Raw genomic sequence first — 17776 nt, 5'->3', positions numbered from 1 at the left:
GGAAAAATCAGGAAGAACTGCGAGGTGCGGTCCCGTGAAAGGGATCCGCGGAAATGATCGGCCGATGCGATCGCTCGGCGAGTCCGGTCCCCGAGCCGGACTTCGCGGCGGGCGAGAACCGCTCAGAAGCTGGCGGGCGAGATCGCGATGCCGAGCGCTCCCGGACCCGTGTGGGCTCCTATGATCGCGCTCGTCTCCTCCAGGGTGACCCGGCGGACCTGCGGCAGCTGCGAGCACAGCGCGTCGAGGACCTGCTTGGCGCGATCGGCGGCCTCGAAGTGCTCCACGCCCACGTCGACCGGCCCCTGGCCCGCCCGCTCCACGGCGGTCGCGACGGCCTTGCGCAGCGCCCGCTCCGGACCGATGGCCTTGTGCAGCTGGTCGATCACGCCGTCCTTCATGATCAGCACCGGTTTGATCGACAGCGCTTCGCCGACCCACGCCTGAGCCCGGCCGATCCGGCCGCTGCGCTGCAGGTACTCCAGGGTGTCGACGTAGAGCAGCTGCGTGGTGCTGCGAAGGCGGTGGTCCAGGACGGTCATCACGCCGTGCGGTGTGGCACCTGCTGCGGCGGCCTCGGCGGCGGCGATCACCGGGAAGCCGAGGCTGAGTCCCGTCAGCCGCGCATCGACGACGTAGACCGGCACGCCGATCTCCGCCGCGGCGATTCGGGCGGACTGGCAGGTTTGGGACATTCCTTCGGAAATGTGGATCGAAATGATCGCCTCGACGCCGGAGGCCGCGGCGTCCGCGTAATTCCAGTAGAAGGCCGGCGGCGGGGGCGGGTTGGTGGCGACCGCGACCTTGTTCCGCATTGCCTCGGCCATCTGGGGATGCAGCACCCGGCGCTCGTCGTTCTGTTCATCACCGACGGTCAGCTCCAGCTGCACGATGGAGATTCCCAGCCGGTCGGCCACGTCGAGCGGAACGGAAGCCGTCGAATCGGTCACGATGGCGACGCGTCTTCTCATGGCCGCCAGGCTACTGATACGTAAGGTTCATTCACATACTTTCCGGATGACCCGTCCCCACTTTTGCTGCGGCGGATCATCTCCGCCGAGCGAAGGTGAGTACTGTCACGGGTGGGACCTGGTTGCACCCCGGCTACTGGCAAGTAACATCCTTGGTGGTTGGCATCACTGTGCTTTCCAGGTGAGGGCATGGCAAGGTCAACCTAACCCGGACGGAAGAAGCGCCGGGTCCACAAGCAGAGCCGCTGGAGGACCAGCGAGCGTCATTTGAGTCCGCAGGAGGTCGAAGAGGGCCCATGAACATCGTCGTCCTGGTTAAGCAGGTGCCCGACACGTATTCCGAACGGAAGCTGTCTGCTGCGGATCACACGTTGGACCGCGAGTCGGCGGATGCGGTGTTGGATGAGATCAACGAGCGCGCCGTGGAGGAGGCGCTGTTGATCAAGGAGGCTCAGGGCGGCGAAGTGACCGTCGTGTGCATGGGCCCGGATCGCGCCACGGATGCCATCCGCAAGGCGCTGTCGATGGGTGCGGACAAGGCGGTGCACCTGTCCGACGAGGCGTTGCACGGCACCGACGCGCCGGCCACCGCCAAGGCGCTGGCGAAGGTCATCGGCACCGTTGAGGGTGTCGAGTTGGTCATCGCGGGCAACGAGGCGACCGACGGTCGCTCCGGCGCCGTGCCGGCCATGATCGCCGAGGTGCTGGGCTGGCCGCAGCTGACCTTCGCTCGCAAGGTCGAGACCGACGGTTCGTCGGTGAAGGTCGAGCGCGAGACCGACGCGGGCATCCTGACCGTCGAGTCCGGCCTGCCGGCCGTCGTGTCGGTCACCGAGAAGATCAACGAGCCGCGGTACCCGTCGTTCAAGGGCATCATGGCCGCGAAGAAGAAGCCGGTGAGCGCGTTGTCGCTGGCCGACGCGGGGATCGACGCCTCCGAGGTGGGCCTGGCCAACGCCGGCTCCCAGGTCGTCGAGTCCGCTCCGAAGCCGCCGAAGTCCGGCGGTGTGAAGGTCACCGACGAGGGCGAAGGCGGCGTTGGAGTCGCCGAGTTCCTGGCCGGCGAGAAGCTGCTCTGAGTCGTTCACGGTTTTCGAGGAGGCATTGATTCATGGCTGAGGTTCTGGTCCTCGTCGATCACGTGGACGGCGAGGTCAAGAAGGTCACGTACGAGCTGCTGACCGCGGCCCGTCGCATCGGTGAGCCGTCGGCGGTCGTCGTCGGCGAGCCGGGCACGGCGGGCAAGCTGTCCGAGGCGCTGGGCTCCTACGGTGCGGCGAAGGTCTACGCGGCCGAGTCCGCCGAGGCCGCCGACGTCCTGGTGACGCCGCAGGTCGACGTGCTGGCCGCGCTGGCGGGTTCGGCGAACCCGGCGGCCGTGCTGGTCCCCGCGTCGGTCGACGGCAAGGAGATCGCCGGTCGTCTGGCGATCCGCCTGGAGGCCGGTCTGCTGTCGGAGGTCGTGGACATCGACGGTGAGGGCGTGGCGTCGCACTCGCTGTTCGGTGGCACCTACGACGCCAAGGCGAAGGTCACCAAGGGCACCCCGGTGGTCACCGTTCTGCCCGGCTCCATCGAGGCCGAGCAGGCCTCCGGTGCCGCCGCGGTCGAGCAGGTCGAGGTTCCGGCCGCGTCCGGCGCCAAGATCACCGGCCGGCAGCCGGCCGAGGCCGGCGACCGCCCGGAGCTCACCGAGGCCAGCATCGTGGTATCCGGTGGTCGCGGTGTCGGTTCGGCCGAGTCGTTCGAGGTCGTGGAGAAGCTGGCCGACACCCTCGGTGCCGCTGTCGGTGCTTCGCGTGCCGCGGTGGACTCGGGTTACTACCCGCACCAGTTCCAGGTCGGTCAGACCGGTAAGACGGTCTCGCCGCAGCTCTACGTCGCGCTGGGCATTTCCGGCGCGATCCAGCACCGGGCGGGCATGCAGACGTCCAAGACGATCGTCGCGGTGAACAAGGACCCGGAGGCGCCGATCTTCGAGATCGCCGACTACGGCGTCGTGGGTGACCTGTTCAAGGTCGCCCCGCAGCTCACCGAAGAGGTCACCAAGCGCAAGGGCTGACCCTGACGCGAAGAAGGCGGGCCGTGCTCACACCGAGCACGGCCCGCCTTTTCGTCTTCAACGCGCCTCGTCGCGCCCCTTGCAAGCGAGCTTGTCCGCGCGTTCGTTCTCCGGGTGACCGGCGTGGCCCTTGACCCACTCCCACTGCACCTCGCCGTGACGGGAGCATTCGGCGTCCAGCCGCTGCCACAGATCGGCGTTCTTGACCGGTTTCTTCGCCGAGGTCATCCAGCCGTTGCGCTTCCAACCGCGCATCCACTCGGTGATGCCCTTGAGCACGTAGGTGCTGTCGGTGTAGACGCGCACCACCGGGATCGGCCGGGTGAGAGCGGCCAGCCCCTCGATCACGGCCGTCAACTCCATCTTGTTGTTGGTCGTGGTCGGATCCTTGCCGTAGAGCTCCCGCTCATGGTCGCCATAGCGCAGCACCACGCCCCAGCCGCCCGGGCCGGGATTTCCGCTGCATGCGCCATCGGTGTAGAGGTCGACGCGCTCGATCTGCATGCGCTGAATCTAGCCGCCACCGGCCGGGTGACCGGGCAGCGGCGTGCGCGGAAGGTTCCCACGCTCACACCCTGAGGCTCCGGGCGGATGAGAGGAAGGTTCCCTTGCTCGCTTCGGGAGGTGGCTTCGGGCGTGGCAGGAAGGTTCCCCTGCTCGTTTCGGCAGCGGTGTGCGCGGTGGCTGACAGGAAGGTTCCCCTGCTCGCTGGAAAGGTCGGTGCTCGGTCGAGGGGAGTGGCAAGCTCGGGGCCGTGCGAATCCTCTTCACCGCGGGGCCCGCGTACGGGTTGACGCTGCCGGTCGTGCCGTTGGTGTGGGCTGCCCGTGCCGCAGGTCACGAGGTGCTGTTCGCCAGCGCTTCCGAGATGGTCGAGGTCGGTTCTCGTGCGGGACTGCCGATGGTCGACGTGTTCCCCGAGCGCGAGCGGTGGGATGTGGTGATGGGAGCCGTCCTGTCACCGGGTGGCGCCTCAGCGGAGCAGGTCGCCGCCGTGCCGGAGTGGATGGCCGAGACCTACGAGGAGGTCGCGCGAACCGATCGGGGTCCGTTCGGCCTGTTCACGCTGGCGATGACCGAGGGAACCATCGACGCGGGACGGGCTTTCGGGGCCGACCTCGTCGTGCACACCACCGACCACCCGGCCGGCGGGCTGGCTGCCGCTGCGCTGGGTGTTCCGGCGTTGGAGGTGGGAAACCGGGTGTCGTGGTCCAGTCGCGACGCGGAGAGCCCGTTCCGCCCCAACGAGGACGTGGATCGGCTGCTGCGCGACCGGCTGGGCATATCGGACATCGGCCCGAAGGTGATCGCACGAATCGACCCGCGACCGCCGAGCATGGGTGGACTGACCGGGGAGGAGCCGGATGCCTTCGACGCGGTGCCGTGGTGGCCCATGCGGTTCGTTCCCTTCAACGGTGGTTGCGCGGTCCCGCAGTGGGCTCTCGCGCGAGCGGAACGTCCCCGCGTCGGGGTCACGCTCGGCACGGTGGTGCCCTTGATCTCCGGCACGAGCAGCGCGGAGGTCGTCCTCGACGCACTCGGCGGCATGGACGTCGAAGTGGTGCTCGCCGGTGAGATCAAGGTCGAGTCGTTGCCGGGCAACGTGCGTACGTCCCGTTATCTGCCGTTGTCGGCGTTCCTGCCGACGACCTCGCTGCTGGTGCACCACGGCGGGTCCGGGACGACCGCCGCGCCGCTGCACTACGGGGTGCCGCAGTTGGTGCTGCCGTCGTTCGCCGACAACCCGTTGTCCGCGCAGCGGGTGGTGGAGCGAGGGGTCGGGCTCTCCCAGGACCCGGCGACGATCACCGTCGACGGGGTGCGCGATGTGGTGCGCAGGTTGCTGGGCGAGCCGGAGTTCGCCGTCAACGCGCGGGCCGTCGCGGACGAGATGGCGGGTCAGGCAAGCCCCTCTGACGTGCTGCAACGGGCGGTATCGAAGGCCCGGACGGAGTAGTACGCACCTGGCATTCACCGAAAGTTCCGGCTCCGTGTCATCCGCTGGTGTGTTGGGCGTTCGCTGCGCGGCGATACACCTGGGACATGTCCGAGATGCAGCTGCTGGCCAGCGCCGCACCGAACGCGGCGGCCGACGCCCACTACTCGCTGCTCGTCGCCCGTGATTCCGACGAGGTCCACGCCGCACAACGCCTGCGCTACAAGGTGTTCGCGGAGGAGATGGGAGCCACGGTCAAGGGCGGGGAGCACGGCGTCGACCAGGACTCCTTCGACGACCACTGCGACCACCTGATCGTGCGGGAAGACCGCAGCGGCGAGGTGGTCGGCACCTACCGGATGCTGCCGCCCGACCGCGCCTCGTCCGCCGGAATGCTCTACTCGGAAACCGAATTCGACCTCTCCGCTCTGGAGTCGCTGCGCCCGTCGCTGGTGGAGACCGGCCGCTCGTGCGTGCACCCCGACCACCGCAACGGTGCCGTGGTGAGCCTGGTGTGGGCGGGAATCGCCCGGTACATGCTGCTGCACGGGCACACCATGCTCGCCGGCTGCGCCTCGGTGCCGCTGGACGACGGTGGGGTGCAGGCCGCGCACGTGTGGCGAACCGTGTCGCAGAAGCACTACGCGCCGGAGGAGCGCCGGGTCCACCCGCACCAGCCGTGGGAGGCCGGTGAGCTCAACGAGCGCTCGACGATTCCGCCTCTGCTGCGCGGGTACCTGCGGCTGGGTGCGGAGGTCTGCGGCAAGCCCGCGCACGACCCGGAATTCGGGGTGGCGGACTTCTTCGTGCTGGTCGACCTGGAACGCGCCGATCAGAGATACATGCGGTACTTCCTCGGAGAATCGGCATGAACCACTCGTGGATGCCGGAGTCGCCGTGCGGGCCGGACTGCCTGCCGCCGCGCGACCCCGGCACCGAGGTCGGCCGGCTGCGGCTGGCCATGCGCATCGGGATCACCGTCGGGCTGCTGCTGATCGGCAGCGCGATGGTGCTCGGGCTCCCTTCGCCGCTGCGGCGGAGGGCGGTGCCGAAGTGGTTCCGGATGTTGTTGCGGGCGTTGGGCATCCGGTTGGAGGTCGACGGGACGCTGACGCCCGGTGGCGGGCTGATCGTGTGCAACCACGTCTCGTGGTTGGACGTCGTGGCCCTTCAGGTGCTCACGCCGATGAAGATGCTGGCCAAGGTCGAGGTCCGATCGTGGCCGTTGCTGGGTTCGCTGGCGGGGCGGGTCGGGACCGTCTACATCGACCGCGACCGGCTGTCGGCGTTGCCCGGGGCGGTGGCGACGATCGCTGACGAGCTCCGGACGGGTTCGGTGATCGGAACGTTCCCCGAAGGCACCACGTGGTGCGGCTCTGCGAGTGGTCCGTTCCGTCCCGCCGTGTTCCAGGCGGCGTTGGACGCGGGCGCCCGGATGCAGCCGGTGGCGGTGCGCTTCCGCGACGGACGCGGGCGGCTGACCACCGGGGCGGCGTTCCTGGGCGATGCGAGCTTGGCGGATTCGGTGTTGTCGGTGGCCCGCATGCGCGGTCTCGTGGTGGAGGTCGTGGTGCTGCCGGAGCTGACCGGCACCGACCGCAAGACGCTGGCCCGGGAGGCGCAGGCCGCGATCACGGGAGCCACCGGCGCATGCGTGGGCCACGACGAGCCGGCGGAGGCCATCGCCGCCTGATCTTCCCCAGGCGCCACAACCCGCGTTCGGACGCCGAGGAACCGGTCGACTGCGCCGGGTGGGTGGAAGGACTGGACCTCCACCGGGGTGGAGGTTGCAGGCTGGCGTGGTGGGCATCGTCGACGAAGGCAGTGACCGTTCCGACAGCGCGCTGTGGCATCCGCAGCGCCGCGCCTTCACGGCGGGGCTGATCCTGGTCATCACGCTCGTGGCGTTCGAGGCGATGGGTTTGGGCACCGCACTGCCCACGATCGTGGCCGATTTCCACGCGTCGCAGTGGTATTCGTGGCCCTTCACCGTGTTCCTGGCCGCCAGCACCGTGGGAACCGTGATCGGCGGGCGGCTGTCCGACCTCCGCGGTCCAGCGTTGCCGCTGCTGGTGGCGCTGCCGTTGTTCGCGCTGGGACTGGTGATCGCCGCTGTCGCGCCGGGCATGGCGGTTCTGCTGCTGGCGCGGGTCGTGCAGGGCCTCAGCGGCGGTGTGCTCATCGTCTCCCTCTACGTGATGATCGCCCGCGTCTATCCGGAGCGGCACCGGCCGGCCGCGTTCGGTGCGCTGTCGGCGGCGTGGGTGGTGCCTGCGCTGATCGGTCCCCTGATCGCCGGGTTGCTCACCGAGCACGCGAGCTGGCGGTGGGTGTTCGGCGGCCTTGCTCCGCTGGTCTGCCTCGGTGCTGCGCTGTTGGTTCCCACGCTGCGCCGCTTCGGTGCGCCCGGTGCCGATCGCGCTGGGGCCCGGCCGGGGCTGCCGGTGGCCGCGGCGGGTGCGGCGGCCGGTGTCGTGGCGCTGAACTGGGCCGCGCAGCAGGTCTCCTTCCTGTCACTCGTGGTCGCGGTGGCGGGGCTGGTCGTGCTGGTCCCTTCATTGCTCCACCTGCTGCCGCGAGGGACGCTTCGCGCTCGTCCCGGGCTGCCGGTGATGGTGCTCTCGCGCGGTCTGCTGGCGGGGCTGTTCTTCGCGGCGCAGGCCTTCGTTCCGCTGAGCCTGGCGGTGGTGCACGGTTTCTCCCCGTCGGCGGCCGGGGTCCCGCTGACGGTGGGGTCGGTGGGCTGGTCGGTGGGCGCTTTCTGGCAGAGCAGGCAGCGCCGGCTGGGCAGGGAGCAGATCGTCGCGGCCGGGTTCGTGCTGGTGGGGGTCGGCGTGTTCGCGCTGGTGTGGGCTCTGCCGGTGTGGGGTGTGCCGTGGCTGGTGTTCGGGGGCTGGTTCGTCGCGGGGATGGGCATGGGAGTTTCCGTCGCGACGACGGCGGTCGCCGTTCTGTCGCTGTCGCCGGAGGCCGACCGCGGGTTCAACTCCTCGGCGCTGCAGATCTCCGACATGCTCGGGCAGGCGCTGCTGGTCGGGGCCGGTGGTGTGGTGGTCAGCGCGTTGGCCGGCGACGGGGCGCCGACCCGGGGTGTGCTGCCGCTGGATCTGCTGGTGCTGGTGGCGGTGGTGTCCGCTGCTGTGATGCTGCTCCGGGCAGGGCGGGCCAAACCGGTCTGACCTGCGCGTTCCGTCGGACCGCAGGGGAGGCGGCGGTCGGCTTGCATTACCCTGGATGAGCGATGACTTACCTCGACCACGCCGCTACGACTCCGATGCGGCCCGCAGCGGTGTCCGCGATGAGCGAGGCGTTGACCCGGATCGGCAACGCCTCGTCCCTGCACACCTCGGGTCGGAGGGCGCGGCGGCAGGTCGAGGAGTCCCGCGAGGACATCGCCGACGCCCTGGGCGCCCGGCCTTCGGAGGTGCTGTTCACCGCTGGCGGGACGGAGAGCGACAACCTCGCGGTCAAGGGAATCTTCTGGGCGCGCCGCGCCGCCGAGCCGGCTCGTCGGCGCATCCTGGCCTCCACGGTGGAGCACCACGCGGTGCTTGACGCGGTGGAGTGGCTGGCCGAGCACGAGGGCGCCGAGGTCACGTGGCTGGAGGCCGACGCTGCGGGCCGGATCACGCCGGAGGTCTTCGAAGAGGCTCTGACCAGCGCGGATGACGTGGCGCTGGCGACGGTGATGTGGGCGAACAACGAGGTCGGCACCGTCAACCGGATCACCGAGCTCTCCGCGATCGCCGATCGGCACGGGATTCCCCTGCACACCGACGCGGTCCAGGCGGTCGAGACGCTGCCGGTGGATTTCGCGGCGTCCGGTGCGGCGGCGCTGACCATGACCGGCCACAAGGTCGGTGGTCCTTACGGCGCCGGTGTCCTGCTGCTGTCGCGCGACGTCAAGTGCACGCCGGTGCTGCACGGTGGTGGCCAGGAGCGCGAGGTGCGTTCCGGGACCCTCGACACCCCTGGTGTGCTGGGGCTGGCCGCGGCGGTGCGCGAGGCCGTTGAGTCGCGTGAGTCCCACGCGGCGCAGTTGGCGAAGTTGCGCGACGAGATGATCGACGGGGTGCGCGCGGCGGTGCCGGACGTGGTGCTCAACGGCGATCTCGGTGACGAGGTCATCGCCGGTGGGCCGTCCCGGCTGCCGGGCAACGCGCACTTCACCTTCCCCGGCTGCGAGGGCGACAGCCTGCTGATGCTGCTGGACGCCAAGGGGATCGAATGTTCCACCGGGTCGGCCTGCACCGCGGGGGTTTCCGAGCCGAGCCACGTGCTGCTGGCGATGGGCGCCGATCCGAAGGCCGCGCGCGGGTCGCTGCGCTTCTCCCTGGGGCACAGCTCGACCGCGGCCGATGTCAAGGCACTCACCGATGTCATCGGACCGGTGGTGCAACGAGCGCGTAGCGCCGGGTTGGCCGGGTTGCGCCGATCTTCGGCGGCTTCGGCCGCCACGGAGGTGTGAGTCGTGCGAGTGCTGGCAGCCATGAGCGGTGGAGTGGACTCCGCGGTCGCGGCGGCGCGGGCGGTCGCCGCAGGTCACGACGTGGTCGGAGTGCACCTGGCGCTGTCGGCGAAGCCGGGGACGCTGCGCACCGGCGCGCGGGGCTGCTGCACCGTCGAGGATTCCCGCGATGCGCGCCGCGCCGCGGACCTGCTGGGCATCCCGTTCTACGTGTGGGACTTCGCCGAGCGCTTCACCGAGGAGGTCATCGAGACCTTCGTCGGTGAGTACGCCGCCGGCCGCACCCCGAACCCGTGCCTGACCTGCAACGAGAAGATCAAGTTCGAGGCGTTGCTGGAGAAGGCGATGGCGTTGGGCTTCGACGCGGTGTGCACCGGCCACTACGCTCGTCTGTCCATGGTGGACGGTGTTCCGGAGCTGCGGCGCAGCCGTGACGAGGGCAAGGACCAGTCCTACGTGCTCGCGTCGCTGACCTCCGAGCAGCTGCGGCACTCGATGTTCCCGCTGGGCGGTTCGCTGAAGTCCGAGGTCCGCGAGGAGGCCGCTGAGCAGGACCTGGCGGTCGCCAAGAAGCCCGACAGCCACGACATCTGCTTCATCCCGGACGGCGACACCAAGAGCTTCCTGGAGAACAAGCTCGGCCAGGCCCCGGGGCAGCTCGTCGACGAGGAGACCGGTGCGGTCCTCGGCGAGCACACCGGCGTGCACGGTTTCACGATCGGCCAGCGCAAGGGGCTGGGCATCGACGCTCCTGCCGCGGACGGCAAGCCGCGCTACGTCCTTTCCCTCGAACCTGTTTCGGGCACGGTGAAGGTCGGGTCCCGTGAGCGTCTCGCGGTCACCGAGATCGACGCGAAGCGCCCGATCTGGCCGTCCGAGCAGCCCCTCGACGGCCCGACCGAGTGCGTCATCCAGGTCCGCGCCCACGGCGGCACGGCCGACGCGGTCGCCGAGTTCGACGGCGAGAACTTCAAGATCCAGTTGCGCCAGGCCCTCCAGGGCGTCGCTCCAGGACAGGCGGTCGTCCTCTACCGCCCGGACGAAGCCGGAGACCTCGTGCTGGGCAGCGGAATCATCTCCGCCACCCGCTGAATCATCCGGCGAGCAGGTCGGCGATTGCCTCCGGGCGCTCGTCGATGAGCAGGTGGCCGCTGCGGGGGAACACGGTCAGCTCTTGACCGAGAACGTCCCGGACCCGGTCGGCCAGGGCTCGCGGCGGGTAGTACCTGTCGTGCTCGCCCGCCACGATGACGCGATCGACGGTTCTGGTCGGTGGTGGCGCCGCGTCCGGGTCGAGGCTGGTCCGCACGTGCCGGGCGACCAGAGTCATCCAGTCGACGAGTTCGGCTCGCGGCGCGTTGCCCGGTGCGTGCATGGTGGCGAGCAACCGCTCACTGGTTCCCGGACTGCGGCGCAGCATCCACGAGATCGCGGGGAAGAGGATGCCGGGTCCGAGCCGCGCCCGGACCAGGCCACCCGGTGAGAGCAGAACCTGCTGCGAAACCCGCGGCGAGTCACAGGTCAGAACCACCGCGGCCCCCAACGAGTGCCCGATCAGCCTGACCTGCTCACCGTCGATGTGATCGAGCACGTCGCCCAGCCACCGCCGGTACCAGGACGCGCGCTGCGCGGCAGGCGGCCGGTTCTCCCCGCTGAGGCCGGGCTGGCCGGGGACGTCGGCCATCACCAGGCGGAATCGTTCGGAGAGAGCGGTCGCGAACGGCAAGCAGCCCGCCGCGTTGAAGTTGGTTCCCGGAACGAACACCGCGGTCCGGTCACCGGTTCCCGCCAGAACGAGGTGCGTGCTGTGGCCCGCAGCGGTGATCTTCCTCCGCTCGTGCTCGACCGGCCACGCGTCGAGCCGGTCGAGGCACCAGCCTTCGATGGCTTCCCGGTCTCGGACACTCCGGTAGATGCTCCGCATTCGCCGCGCTCCGTCGTCGATCGCTGGGCCAGCACCTGGCTCATGGGAAGCATGGCACCTCTCACCGACGTGACGGGCGAAGGGCCGCCTCCGTCACTGACTAGCTGCGCTGCTTCCAGCGGCTAGGGATCGGTTTCCGCTGAGATGCCCGGGTGCTCATCGCCCGCGATCGTCGTCTGGATGCTGGTGAGCAGGAGGGTGAGCCGCGACAGAGTGGTTGCGGCTTCGGCGATTCGCGCCGCGTCGAGGCGGTCGGCGCCGGCGTCGAAGGCGAGGTCGTCGAGGAGCCACTGCGCTTGGCGGAGGCGCACGGCGAGGACCGTGGACTGCGCGGTCATCGCGCGGGAATCCCGGCCAGGCGAAGGGCTTCCCGGTAGCAGGTCGGGCAGGTGTCCCAGAACCAGCCGAACTCGCCGTTCTCGGCGACGAGCTCCTGCCCGCACAAGGTCGTGACCTCGGTGCCGGTCGGGTAGGAGCGCCCGTGCGGGTGCTCGTCCAGACTCGCGTGCCGCCGCCCATCGCACGGCACCCAGTGGAACGGATACATCGGACTCCCTGGCGCTGAAGTAGTGAACTGGTTCCGAGAACCATGCTGTCGAAGTCGAGACAGCGCCGCAATCACCTGGTAGAGCGTTCTCACCTGCGGTTTTGGCGCGATATGATCGGTTCATGGCCCGAACCACCAAGGTGAATCCGCGCGCTCGTGCCTTGGGCGCTGAGCTGCGGCAACTGCGAGAAGAAGCCGGCTTCGGTGTTCGGGAGTTGGGACGCGTCCTGGGCGTGGGGCACACCACGATCTGGCGATACGAGTCCGGCCTCAAGCCTCCGACACCGGAAGAAGCCGCCAGCGTTCTCACCGCGCTCGGCGTCAAGGGCGAGGACAAGGAACGGGTGATCGGCGGGGCTCGTGCTGTCCGAGACCCGAACTGGTTGACGTCGGGTTTTCCCGGCGTGAAGGGCGAGCTCGCGGTCATGGCGGATTTCGAGCGGACCGCGATCGCCATCACCGAGGTCCAGATGCACGTCGTGCCCGGACTGTTCCAGACACGCGACTACATGAGCTCCATCATGGGGCCGTTGCCCAGAGCGACCCGTGAAGCGCGAGTCGCGTTTCGCCTCAGCCGCAGGGAGATTCTGGACGCGTTGAATCCGCCTGAGTACGCCATCGTGCTCGGCGAAGCGGCCCTCCGCGAGGTCTTCGGCGGACCTGAAGTGATGGGTGAGCAGCTGCGCTACCTGATGAAGGTCGCCGAACGCCCCAAGGTGACGGTCCAGGTTCTGCCGTTCGGTGCGACGGACTGGCATCCGGCTCATGCGGGATCGTTCATGTTGTTCGAGTTCGGTGATCAGGATCCGATCGTGCACCTGGAGCACTACCGGACAGCCGCCTTCCTGCGTAACGTCAAGGACGTTCGCGACTACCAGGAGGCCGCGATCGACCTGCGACGACGAGCGATGAGTCCAGCGGAGTCACGTGATTTCATGAGCAGTCGTCTGCAAGCGATCGAAAGTGAGTTGCTCTGATGGTGTTACGTGAACCCACGGGCTGGCGGAAGTCGTCTCGATCTCATCAGGAGACAGCGTGCGTCGAGGTCGGCTCCGTGGGTTCCGGTGCTGCTGTGCGGGATTCGAAGAACCTCGACGCCGGGTACTTCACGACGACCTCCCGGCAGTGGCGATTGTTCGTCGACGCACTGAAGTCCGGCAGGTTCGAGCGTTGAGCGTCCGTGGGGTGCTGGGCGGTCTTGGTCTGAACCGACCGGGCACAACCGACATAGATCATGGGCGGTTCGGACCAAATCCCGTGGTGACCGCCCTGAACATCGATGGGTCGGGTTCTCGCGCCTAGTGCTCCCCGGTTTGTCGGGTTAGTGTCTGGCTCCACACGACGGAGTGGGAGGTCCGATGGTGGAGCTTCGGGGGAGCGCGGTCGCCGACGTGGTGCGTCGCAGTGCGGCGCGCGTGGGCGATCGGGAGGCGCTGCGGTTCGTCGACTCCGCAGGTCATGAGCGGGTCTGGAGCTACGCCGAGCTCGACACCGCAGTCACCCGTGCGGCCGGGTTCCTGCTGGCTTCCGGGGCGGTCAAGGGTGATCGGATCGCCGCCTACGGCAAGAACTCCGACGCTTACCTGATCGGGTTCCTGGCCTGCGCCAGGGCGGGTTTGGTGCACGTGCCGATCAACTACAACCTGACCGGAGGGGAACTCTCCTACCTCCTCTCGCAGTCGGGCAGCGGTATCGCGCTGGTCGATCCCGCGTTGGCGGACAACGTCGATGCGGTGCGGTCGGAAACTTCCCTGCAGCAGGTCATCGCGTTGCGCGACGAGAAGGACTCCTTGCTGTCGCGCAGCGTCGAAGGCGAGGTTCCGGTCCTCGACGCGTCCGTCGCCGACGACGATCTCGTGCAGCTGCTCTACACCTCCGGCACCACGTCGCTGCCCAAGGGCGCGATGATGACGCACCGCGCGCTGCTGCACGAGTACGTCTCCTGCCTGCAGGCGCTGGACTTCGGCGAGAACGACCTGCCGCTGCACGTGATGCCGCTGTACCACTCGGCGCAGATGCACGTGTTCCTGCTGCCGCACCTGATGATCGGCGCGAGCAACCTCCTCGTCGAAGTGCCCGACCCGGCCGACATCCTGCGGCGCATCGAGAGCGAGCGGATCACGTCCTTCTTCGCCGCCCCCACGGTGTGGGTCGCGCTGGCCAACCACGCCGACTTCGCCACGCGCGACCTCAAGGCGCTGCGCAAGGCCTACTACGGCGCCTCGATCATGCCCGGACCGGTGCTGCAGCGACTCCGCGATCAGTTGCCCGAACTGGGTTTCTACAACTGCTTCGGGCAGTCCGAGATCGCCCCGCTGGCCACCGTGCTGCGGCCGGAGGAGCACGAGGAGCGGCCGGACTCGGCCGGTCGGCCGGTGCTGTTCGTCGAAGCCAAGGTCGTCGACGACCAGGGGGAAGAGGTCCCGCCGGGAGAGCTCGGCGAGATCGTCTACCGCTCCCCGCAGTTGTGCACCGGGTACTGGGACAAGCCGGAGGAAACCGACGAGGCCTTCCGCGGCGGCTGGTTCCACTCCGGTGACCTGGTGCGCCGCGATGAGGCCGGCTACTGCTTCGTCGTCGACCGGATCAAGGACGTGATCAACACAGGTGGTGTGCTGGTCGCCTCCCGCGAGGTGGAGGACGCCCTCTACGCGCACCCGGCCGTGGCGGAGGTCGCCGTCATCGCGGTCCCGGACCCGAAGTGGATCGAGCGGATCGCGGCCGTCGTCGTCACCAAGGACGAGGTCACCGAGCAGGAACTCATCGACCACGCCCGCAACACCCTCGCCGGCTTCAAGGTGCCCAAGCAGATCCGCTTCGTCGACGACCTCCCCCGCAACAGCTCGGGAAAGCTCCTCAAGAGGGTCCTCCGCGACGAACTCGCCTGAACCCGAAACGCCGACCCCGCCCGCCCGGGATGTGGCGGTGGTCCGGTCGATAATGGGTGGGTGACTGAATCTGCTTGGGGTCCGGGTGTGGCTACTGCCGTCGGGTCTTTGCCGGGGACCGACCCGGCGGAGGCCGCGCGGACGGTGGTCGGGGAGTTGCCGGAGTTGATGCCGGTGCCCGAGCTGCCCGCTCGCGGGGTCGGGGCCGACATCCTCGGGCGGACGGCCGGGCTGCTGGTCGACCTGGCGGTCGAGGTCGTGCCGTCCGGTTATCGCGTGGCCGGAACGCCCGGGATGGATCACCGGCGGGCCGTGGACCTGCTGCGCTGGGACCTCGACGCTCTGGAGCAGGCCGTCGCCGAAGCCGGTGCGCCTCGGGTCGTGAAGGTGCAGGCGGCCGGGCCGTGGACGCTCACCGCCGGGATCGAGCTGATGCGCGGGCACCGGGTGCTCACCGACCGCGGCGCGCTGCGGGACTTCGCCGAATCGCTCACCGAAGGGCTGATCGCGCACGCCGAGCAGGTCACCGCGCGCACCGGCTCGCGGGTCGTGGTGCAGCTGGACGAGCCGTCGCTGCCCGCCGTGCTGAGGGGCTCGCTGCCCACCCCGTCGGGCTACGGCAACGTGGCGGCAGTGCCCGAGCCCGACGTCCAGCGGCTGCTCGGCGAGGTGATCGAAAAGCTCGGCGCGGCAACGGGATCACCCGTCGTCGTGCACTGCTGCGCGAAGCGCCCGCCCGTCGAGCTGCTGCGACGCGCCGGGGCCGGTGCGATCTCGCTGGACGCCTCCGGGCTCGGAGACGTCAGCGGCCAGTTCGCCGACGAGCTCGGGGAGGCGTGGGAAGAGGGGACCGCCCTGTTCCTCGGCCTGACCCCCAGCGTCGAACCCGCGGGTCAGGTCGAGCTGCGCGGCATCGCCCAGCCCGCGTTCGACCTGGCGGCCAGGCTCGGGTTCGGCAAGAAGACCCTCGCCGAACGAGCCGTGCCGACCCCCACCTGCGGTCTCGCCGGAGCAACACCGGCCTGGTCGCGCCGAGCACTGTCGCTGACCAAGGACCTCGCCACACTCTTCGCCGACGAAGCCGAATCCTGATTCGACCTCGTCTCGTGGCGTCGGATCGGCGTGCCGTTCACGGATTTCCACCCCCATGGTGTCCATTGTGGAATGCGGCTGGTTCGCGTCCGTTTGGGCCGGTCGGTGTGGTCTCGTTGTCCGAATGTTTTGCGAAAATGGCCGTGGTCTCACCTTTGCGCTGGTAGGAAGAGCCCTGTGGGCAGTCATTGCGTCAGCGAGCTTGACCGCGTCGCCTGGATCGAGCGCAGCACGATCCGGGACGCGGCGTGCCTGACCATGGTCCGCGACAGCGACCTCGGTCGGGTGGCCGAGTCGTTCGGGGCCGTCACGTCGCACGGGCGGTCGTTGGACATAGACGAGTTCTGCGAGGAGGCGTACGCCTACCAGGAGAAGCACCCGATGATCGGGCTGCGCTCCGTCGGGGACTGGACCCTCGTCGTCGAGGACAGCGGTGGCCAGGGCGTTCGCCCCGAAGTGCTGCGCCGGGCCGCGCGTCCCGAAGCCGTCTCCTGCTACTGGGACGAGGACGTGCGCACGCGGTTCGTGCACGCCGTCGACGGCGTGATCCAGACGTCCTTCGAAGCCGTGCTCCCCGAATACCGCGAAGGGGCCTGCCCGGACGCCCTGGAGGAGCACCGCGAACAACTCCCCTGGTCGCAGGCGGCCCCGGTGCCGCTGATGCTGGCGTTGACCGGCCGGGTCACGGGCGAGGTTCCCACCGAGGGATGGCTCGGCGGGGAGTTCCGCACCTATCCGGTCGCACCGTGGCCGGACGACCTCGTCTCGATGCCGCTGGGCGATCTCGACGGCTATCCGGCGGAGATGCTGACCGCGTTGCGTGCCGCGGGTGAGCACGATCAGCGGCGGGTGCTGCGATCTCTCGCCCGCTACGTCGCCACCACCGCCGACTGCATGGACCTGCCCGTCGTGCAGCGCATCCTCGCCGGGGTCCGCCCGGCGTGCGCCGAAGTCGACCAGACCCTGCGCGAACTGGTGTGGAGCGGGATCTGGGAGCGGCCCGCGCTGGTCAGCCGCAACCGGCTGCACGCGATGCAGGTGCTGCGGCAGGTCATGCACGAGGACTCCCGCAGCGCCCTGTCCGGCGTGCTCACCGGCGTCACCGATGTGCGCGGGGCCGAACCGGCGGCGATCACCGCCATCGTCCGCGACGAGCTGCCGGGCTGAAATTCCTCGTCCGGCCACGGCGGGCTCCGGCGAACGGCACAATAGTTCCCATGTTCAGGTTCCTGCGCCGCCGTGACGCCGAAGTGCCCGCCGAACCGGTCGACGTCCCCGCCGAGGCCGCGGAGCGCGCGACGACGTTCTGGCAGTGGTGGGACGACAACCTCCCCGAGATCGCCTCGGCGCTCGGCGACAGCGAGCCGCACCGCATCGAGAACCTGGTCGCCGAGGCCGTCGCCGGCGTCCACCCGGACCTGACCTTCAGCATCGAGCACGGCGAGGACGCCGCGTACGCGCTGGTCATCAGCAGCCAGGCCGACCCGGAGCTGCGGCCCTACACCGACGCGTGGATGGCCGCCGCGCCTGCTGCGGACACGCTGTGGGAGTACCACGACTCGGTCCCCGCCGTGCCCGACCCCACGGAGGTCACGGTGAACCTGCGCGGCGAGAAGTACCCGCTCGACCAGGTCCGGATCGCAGCGCAGGTCGACGAGGACGAAGGACTGGTCGACGTCGCCGTGTACCACCCGGGCTTCCACGCGCTCGACGACAACGCGCGCCGAGCCCTGACCTTCCTGCCGCTGGACGCCACCCTCGGTGAACGGCTCGCCGCCGACCGGCTGGGGCGCGTCGAAACCGCCGAGGCCGAACCCGAAGGCACCATCGGACTGCTCGAACTGCGCGAGCTCGTGCGCGAGTTGGACCGCAACGCGCAGTGAGCCGC

The 17776-nt window shown here is 69.4% G+C and carries 19 protein-coding genes; 14 read left to right on the top strand and 5 right to left on the bottom strand.

Going from position 1 to position 17776, the window contains the following annotated elements:
- Positions 1-122: 122 nt before the first annotated feature.
- A complete protein-coding gene (locus AB0J91_RS03920) occupies positions 123-971 on the bottom strand; it encodes a DegV family protein (RefSeq protein WP_363863942.1) in 849 nt (282 codons plus the stop codon).
- Positions 972-1267: 296 nt separating this feature from the next.
- Here AB0J91_RS03920 and AB0J91_RS03915 point away from each other — a divergent pair, with 296 nt between their 5' ends.
- Positions 1268-2050, top strand: a complete 783-nt coding sequence (locus AB0J91_RS03915) for an electron transfer flavoprotein subunit beta/FixA family protein (RefSeq protein WP_363863940.1) — start codon at positions 1268-1270, stop codon at positions 2048-2050.
- Positions 2051-2082: 32 nt separating this feature from the next.
- Positions 2083-3033 carry an electron transfer flavoprotein subunit alpha/FixB family protein gene (locus tag AB0J91_RS03910; RefSeq protein ID WP_363863938.1) on the top strand — a complete coding sequence of 317 codons (951 nt, stop codon included), beginning with the start codon at positions 2083-2085 and terminating at the stop codon, positions 3031-3033.
- A 57-nt stretch (positions 3034-3090) separates the two neighbouring features.
- Here the strand turns inward: AB0J91_RS03910 and rnhA are convergent, their stop codons facing one another.
- Positions 3091-3537: a ribonuclease HI gene (rnhA, locus tag AB0J91_RS03905; protein WP_363863936.1), complete on the bottom strand. Its 447-nt coding sequence runs from the start codon at positions 3535-3537 to the stop codon at positions 3091-3093.
- Positions 3538-3787: 250 nt separating this feature from the next.
- Between rnhA and AB0J91_RS03900 the strand changes: the two genes are divergently transcribed.
- The 6 genes from AB0J91_RS03900 to mnmA all read left to right on the top strand — a co-directional run bounded on the left by AB0J91_RS03900 (position 3788) and on the right by mnmA (position 10529).
- Positions 3788-4990, top strand: coding sequence for a glycosyltransferase (locus AB0J91_RS03900; protein ID WP_363863935.1), 1203 nt, complete (start codon positions 3788-3790; stop codon positions 4988-4990).
- A gap of 86 nt (positions 4991-5076) precedes the next feature.
- On the top strand, positions 5077-5841 hold the full coding sequence (locus tag AB0J91_RS03895) for a GNAT family N-acyltransferase (RefSeq protein ID WP_363863933.1): 765 nt from the start codon (positions 5077-5079) through the stop codon (positions 5839-5841).
- Complete coding sequence (locus AB0J91_RS03890; RefSeq protein ID WP_363863931.1) at positions 5838-6662, top strand: lysophospholipid acyltransferase family protein; 825 nt, start codon at positions 5838-5840, stop codon at positions 6660-6662. Before AB0J91_RS03895 ends, AB0J91_RS03890 begins: the two co-directional genes overlap by 4 nt.
- 109 nt (positions 6663-6771) lie before the next feature.
- Positions 6772-8148, top strand: a complete 1377-nt coding sequence (locus AB0J91_RS03885; protein ID WP_363863929.1) for an MFS transporter — start codon at positions 6772-6774, stop codon at positions 8146-8148.
- Between the two features lie 62 nt (positions 8149-8210).
- The gene (locus AB0J91_RS03880) at positions 8211-9437 is read left to right on the top strand and encodes a cysteine desulfurase family protein (protein ID WP_363863927.1); all 1227 of its coding nucleotides are present in this window, start codon (positions 8211-8213) and stop codon (positions 9435-9437) included.
- A gap of 3 nt (positions 9438-9440) precedes the next feature.
- Positions 9441-10529, top strand: coding sequence for a tRNA 2-thiouridine(34) synthase MnmA (gene mnmA, locus AB0J91_RS03875; protein WP_363788915.1), 1089 nt, complete (start codon positions 9441-9443; stop codon positions 10527-10529).
- 1 nt (position 10530) lies between these two features.
- On the opposite strand, the gene AB0J91_RS03870 is transcribed toward mnmA, so the two are convergent.
- The 3 genes from AB0J91_RS03870 to AB0J91_RS03860 all read right to left on the bottom strand — a co-directional run bounded on the left by AB0J91_RS03870 (position 10531) and on the right by AB0J91_RS03860 (position 11908).
- The gene (locus AB0J91_RS03870) at positions 10531-11361 is read right to left on the bottom strand and encodes an alpha/beta hydrolase (protein ID WP_363863925.1); all 831 of its coding nucleotides are present in this window, start codon (positions 11359-11361) and stop codon (positions 10531-10533) included.
- Positions 11362-11483: 122 nt separating this feature from the next.
- The gene (locus AB0J91_RS03865) at positions 11484-11699 is read right to left on the bottom strand and encodes a hypothetical protein (protein ID WP_363788917.1); all 216 of its coding nucleotides are present in this window, start codon (positions 11697-11699) and stop codon (positions 11484-11486) included.
- Entirely contained in the window at positions 11696-11908 is a 213-nt protein-coding gene (locus AB0J91_RS03860; RefSeq protein ID WP_363863923.1) for a zinc finger protein, read from the bottom strand. The genes AB0J91_RS03865 and AB0J91_RS03860 overlap by 4 nt, the downstream gene beginning before the upstream one ends.
- 122 nt (positions 11909-12030) lie before the next feature.
- Here AB0J91_RS03860 and AB0J91_RS03855 point away from each other — a divergent pair, with 122 nt between their 5' ends.
- The 6 genes from AB0J91_RS03855 to AB0J91_RS03830 all read left to right on the top strand — a co-directional run bounded on the left by AB0J91_RS03855 (position 12031) and on the right by AB0J91_RS03830 (position 17771).
- Complete coding sequence (locus AB0J91_RS03855) at positions 12031-12885, top strand: helix-turn-helix transcriptional regulator (RefSeq protein WP_363863921.1); 855 nt, start codon at positions 12031-12033, stop codon at positions 12883-12885.
- Positions 12885-13082, top strand: coding sequence for a DUF397 domain-containing protein (locus tag AB0J91_RS03850; RefSeq protein WP_363863919.1), 198 nt, complete (start codon positions 12885-12887; stop codon positions 13080-13082). Before AB0J91_RS03855 ends, AB0J91_RS03850 begins: the two co-directional genes overlap by 1 nt.
- 184 nt (positions 13083-13266) lie before the next feature.
- Positions 13267-14796 (top strand): fatty acyl-CoA synthetase, encoded by a 1530-nt coding sequence (locus AB0J91_RS03845; RefSeq protein ID WP_363863917.1) that lies wholly within the window; start codon positions 13267-13269, stop codon positions 14794-14796.
- Positions 14797-14856: 60 nt separating this feature from the next.
- Positions 14857-15888 (top strand): methionine synthase, encoded by a 1032-nt coding sequence (locus AB0J91_RS03840; protein WP_363863915.1) that lies wholly within the window; start codon positions 14857-14859, stop codon positions 15886-15888.
- Positions 15889-16065: 177 nt separating this feature from the next.
- Positions 16066-17055 (top strand): DUF6461 domain-containing protein, encoded by a 990-nt coding sequence (locus AB0J91_RS03835; protein ID WP_363863913.1) that lies wholly within the window; start codon positions 16066-16068, stop codon positions 17053-17055.
- A 50-nt stretch (positions 17056-17105) separates the two neighbouring features.
- Positions 17106-17771 (top strand): hypothetical protein, encoded by a 666-nt coding sequence (locus AB0J91_RS03830; protein WP_363863911.1) that lies wholly within the window; start codon positions 17106-17108, stop codon positions 17769-17771.
- Positions 17772-17776 lie beyond the last annotated feature (5 nt).

This window comes from Saccharopolyspora sp. NPDC049357 (assembly GCF_040677225.1).
In the GTDB taxonomy this organism is placed as follows: domain Bacteria; phylum Actinomycetota; class Actinomycetes; order Mycobacteriales; family Pseudonocardiaceae; genus Saccharopolyspora.
The sequence above is the reverse complement of the archived record's forward strand: the minus strand, read 5'-3'. Positions and strand labels throughout refer to the sequence as shown.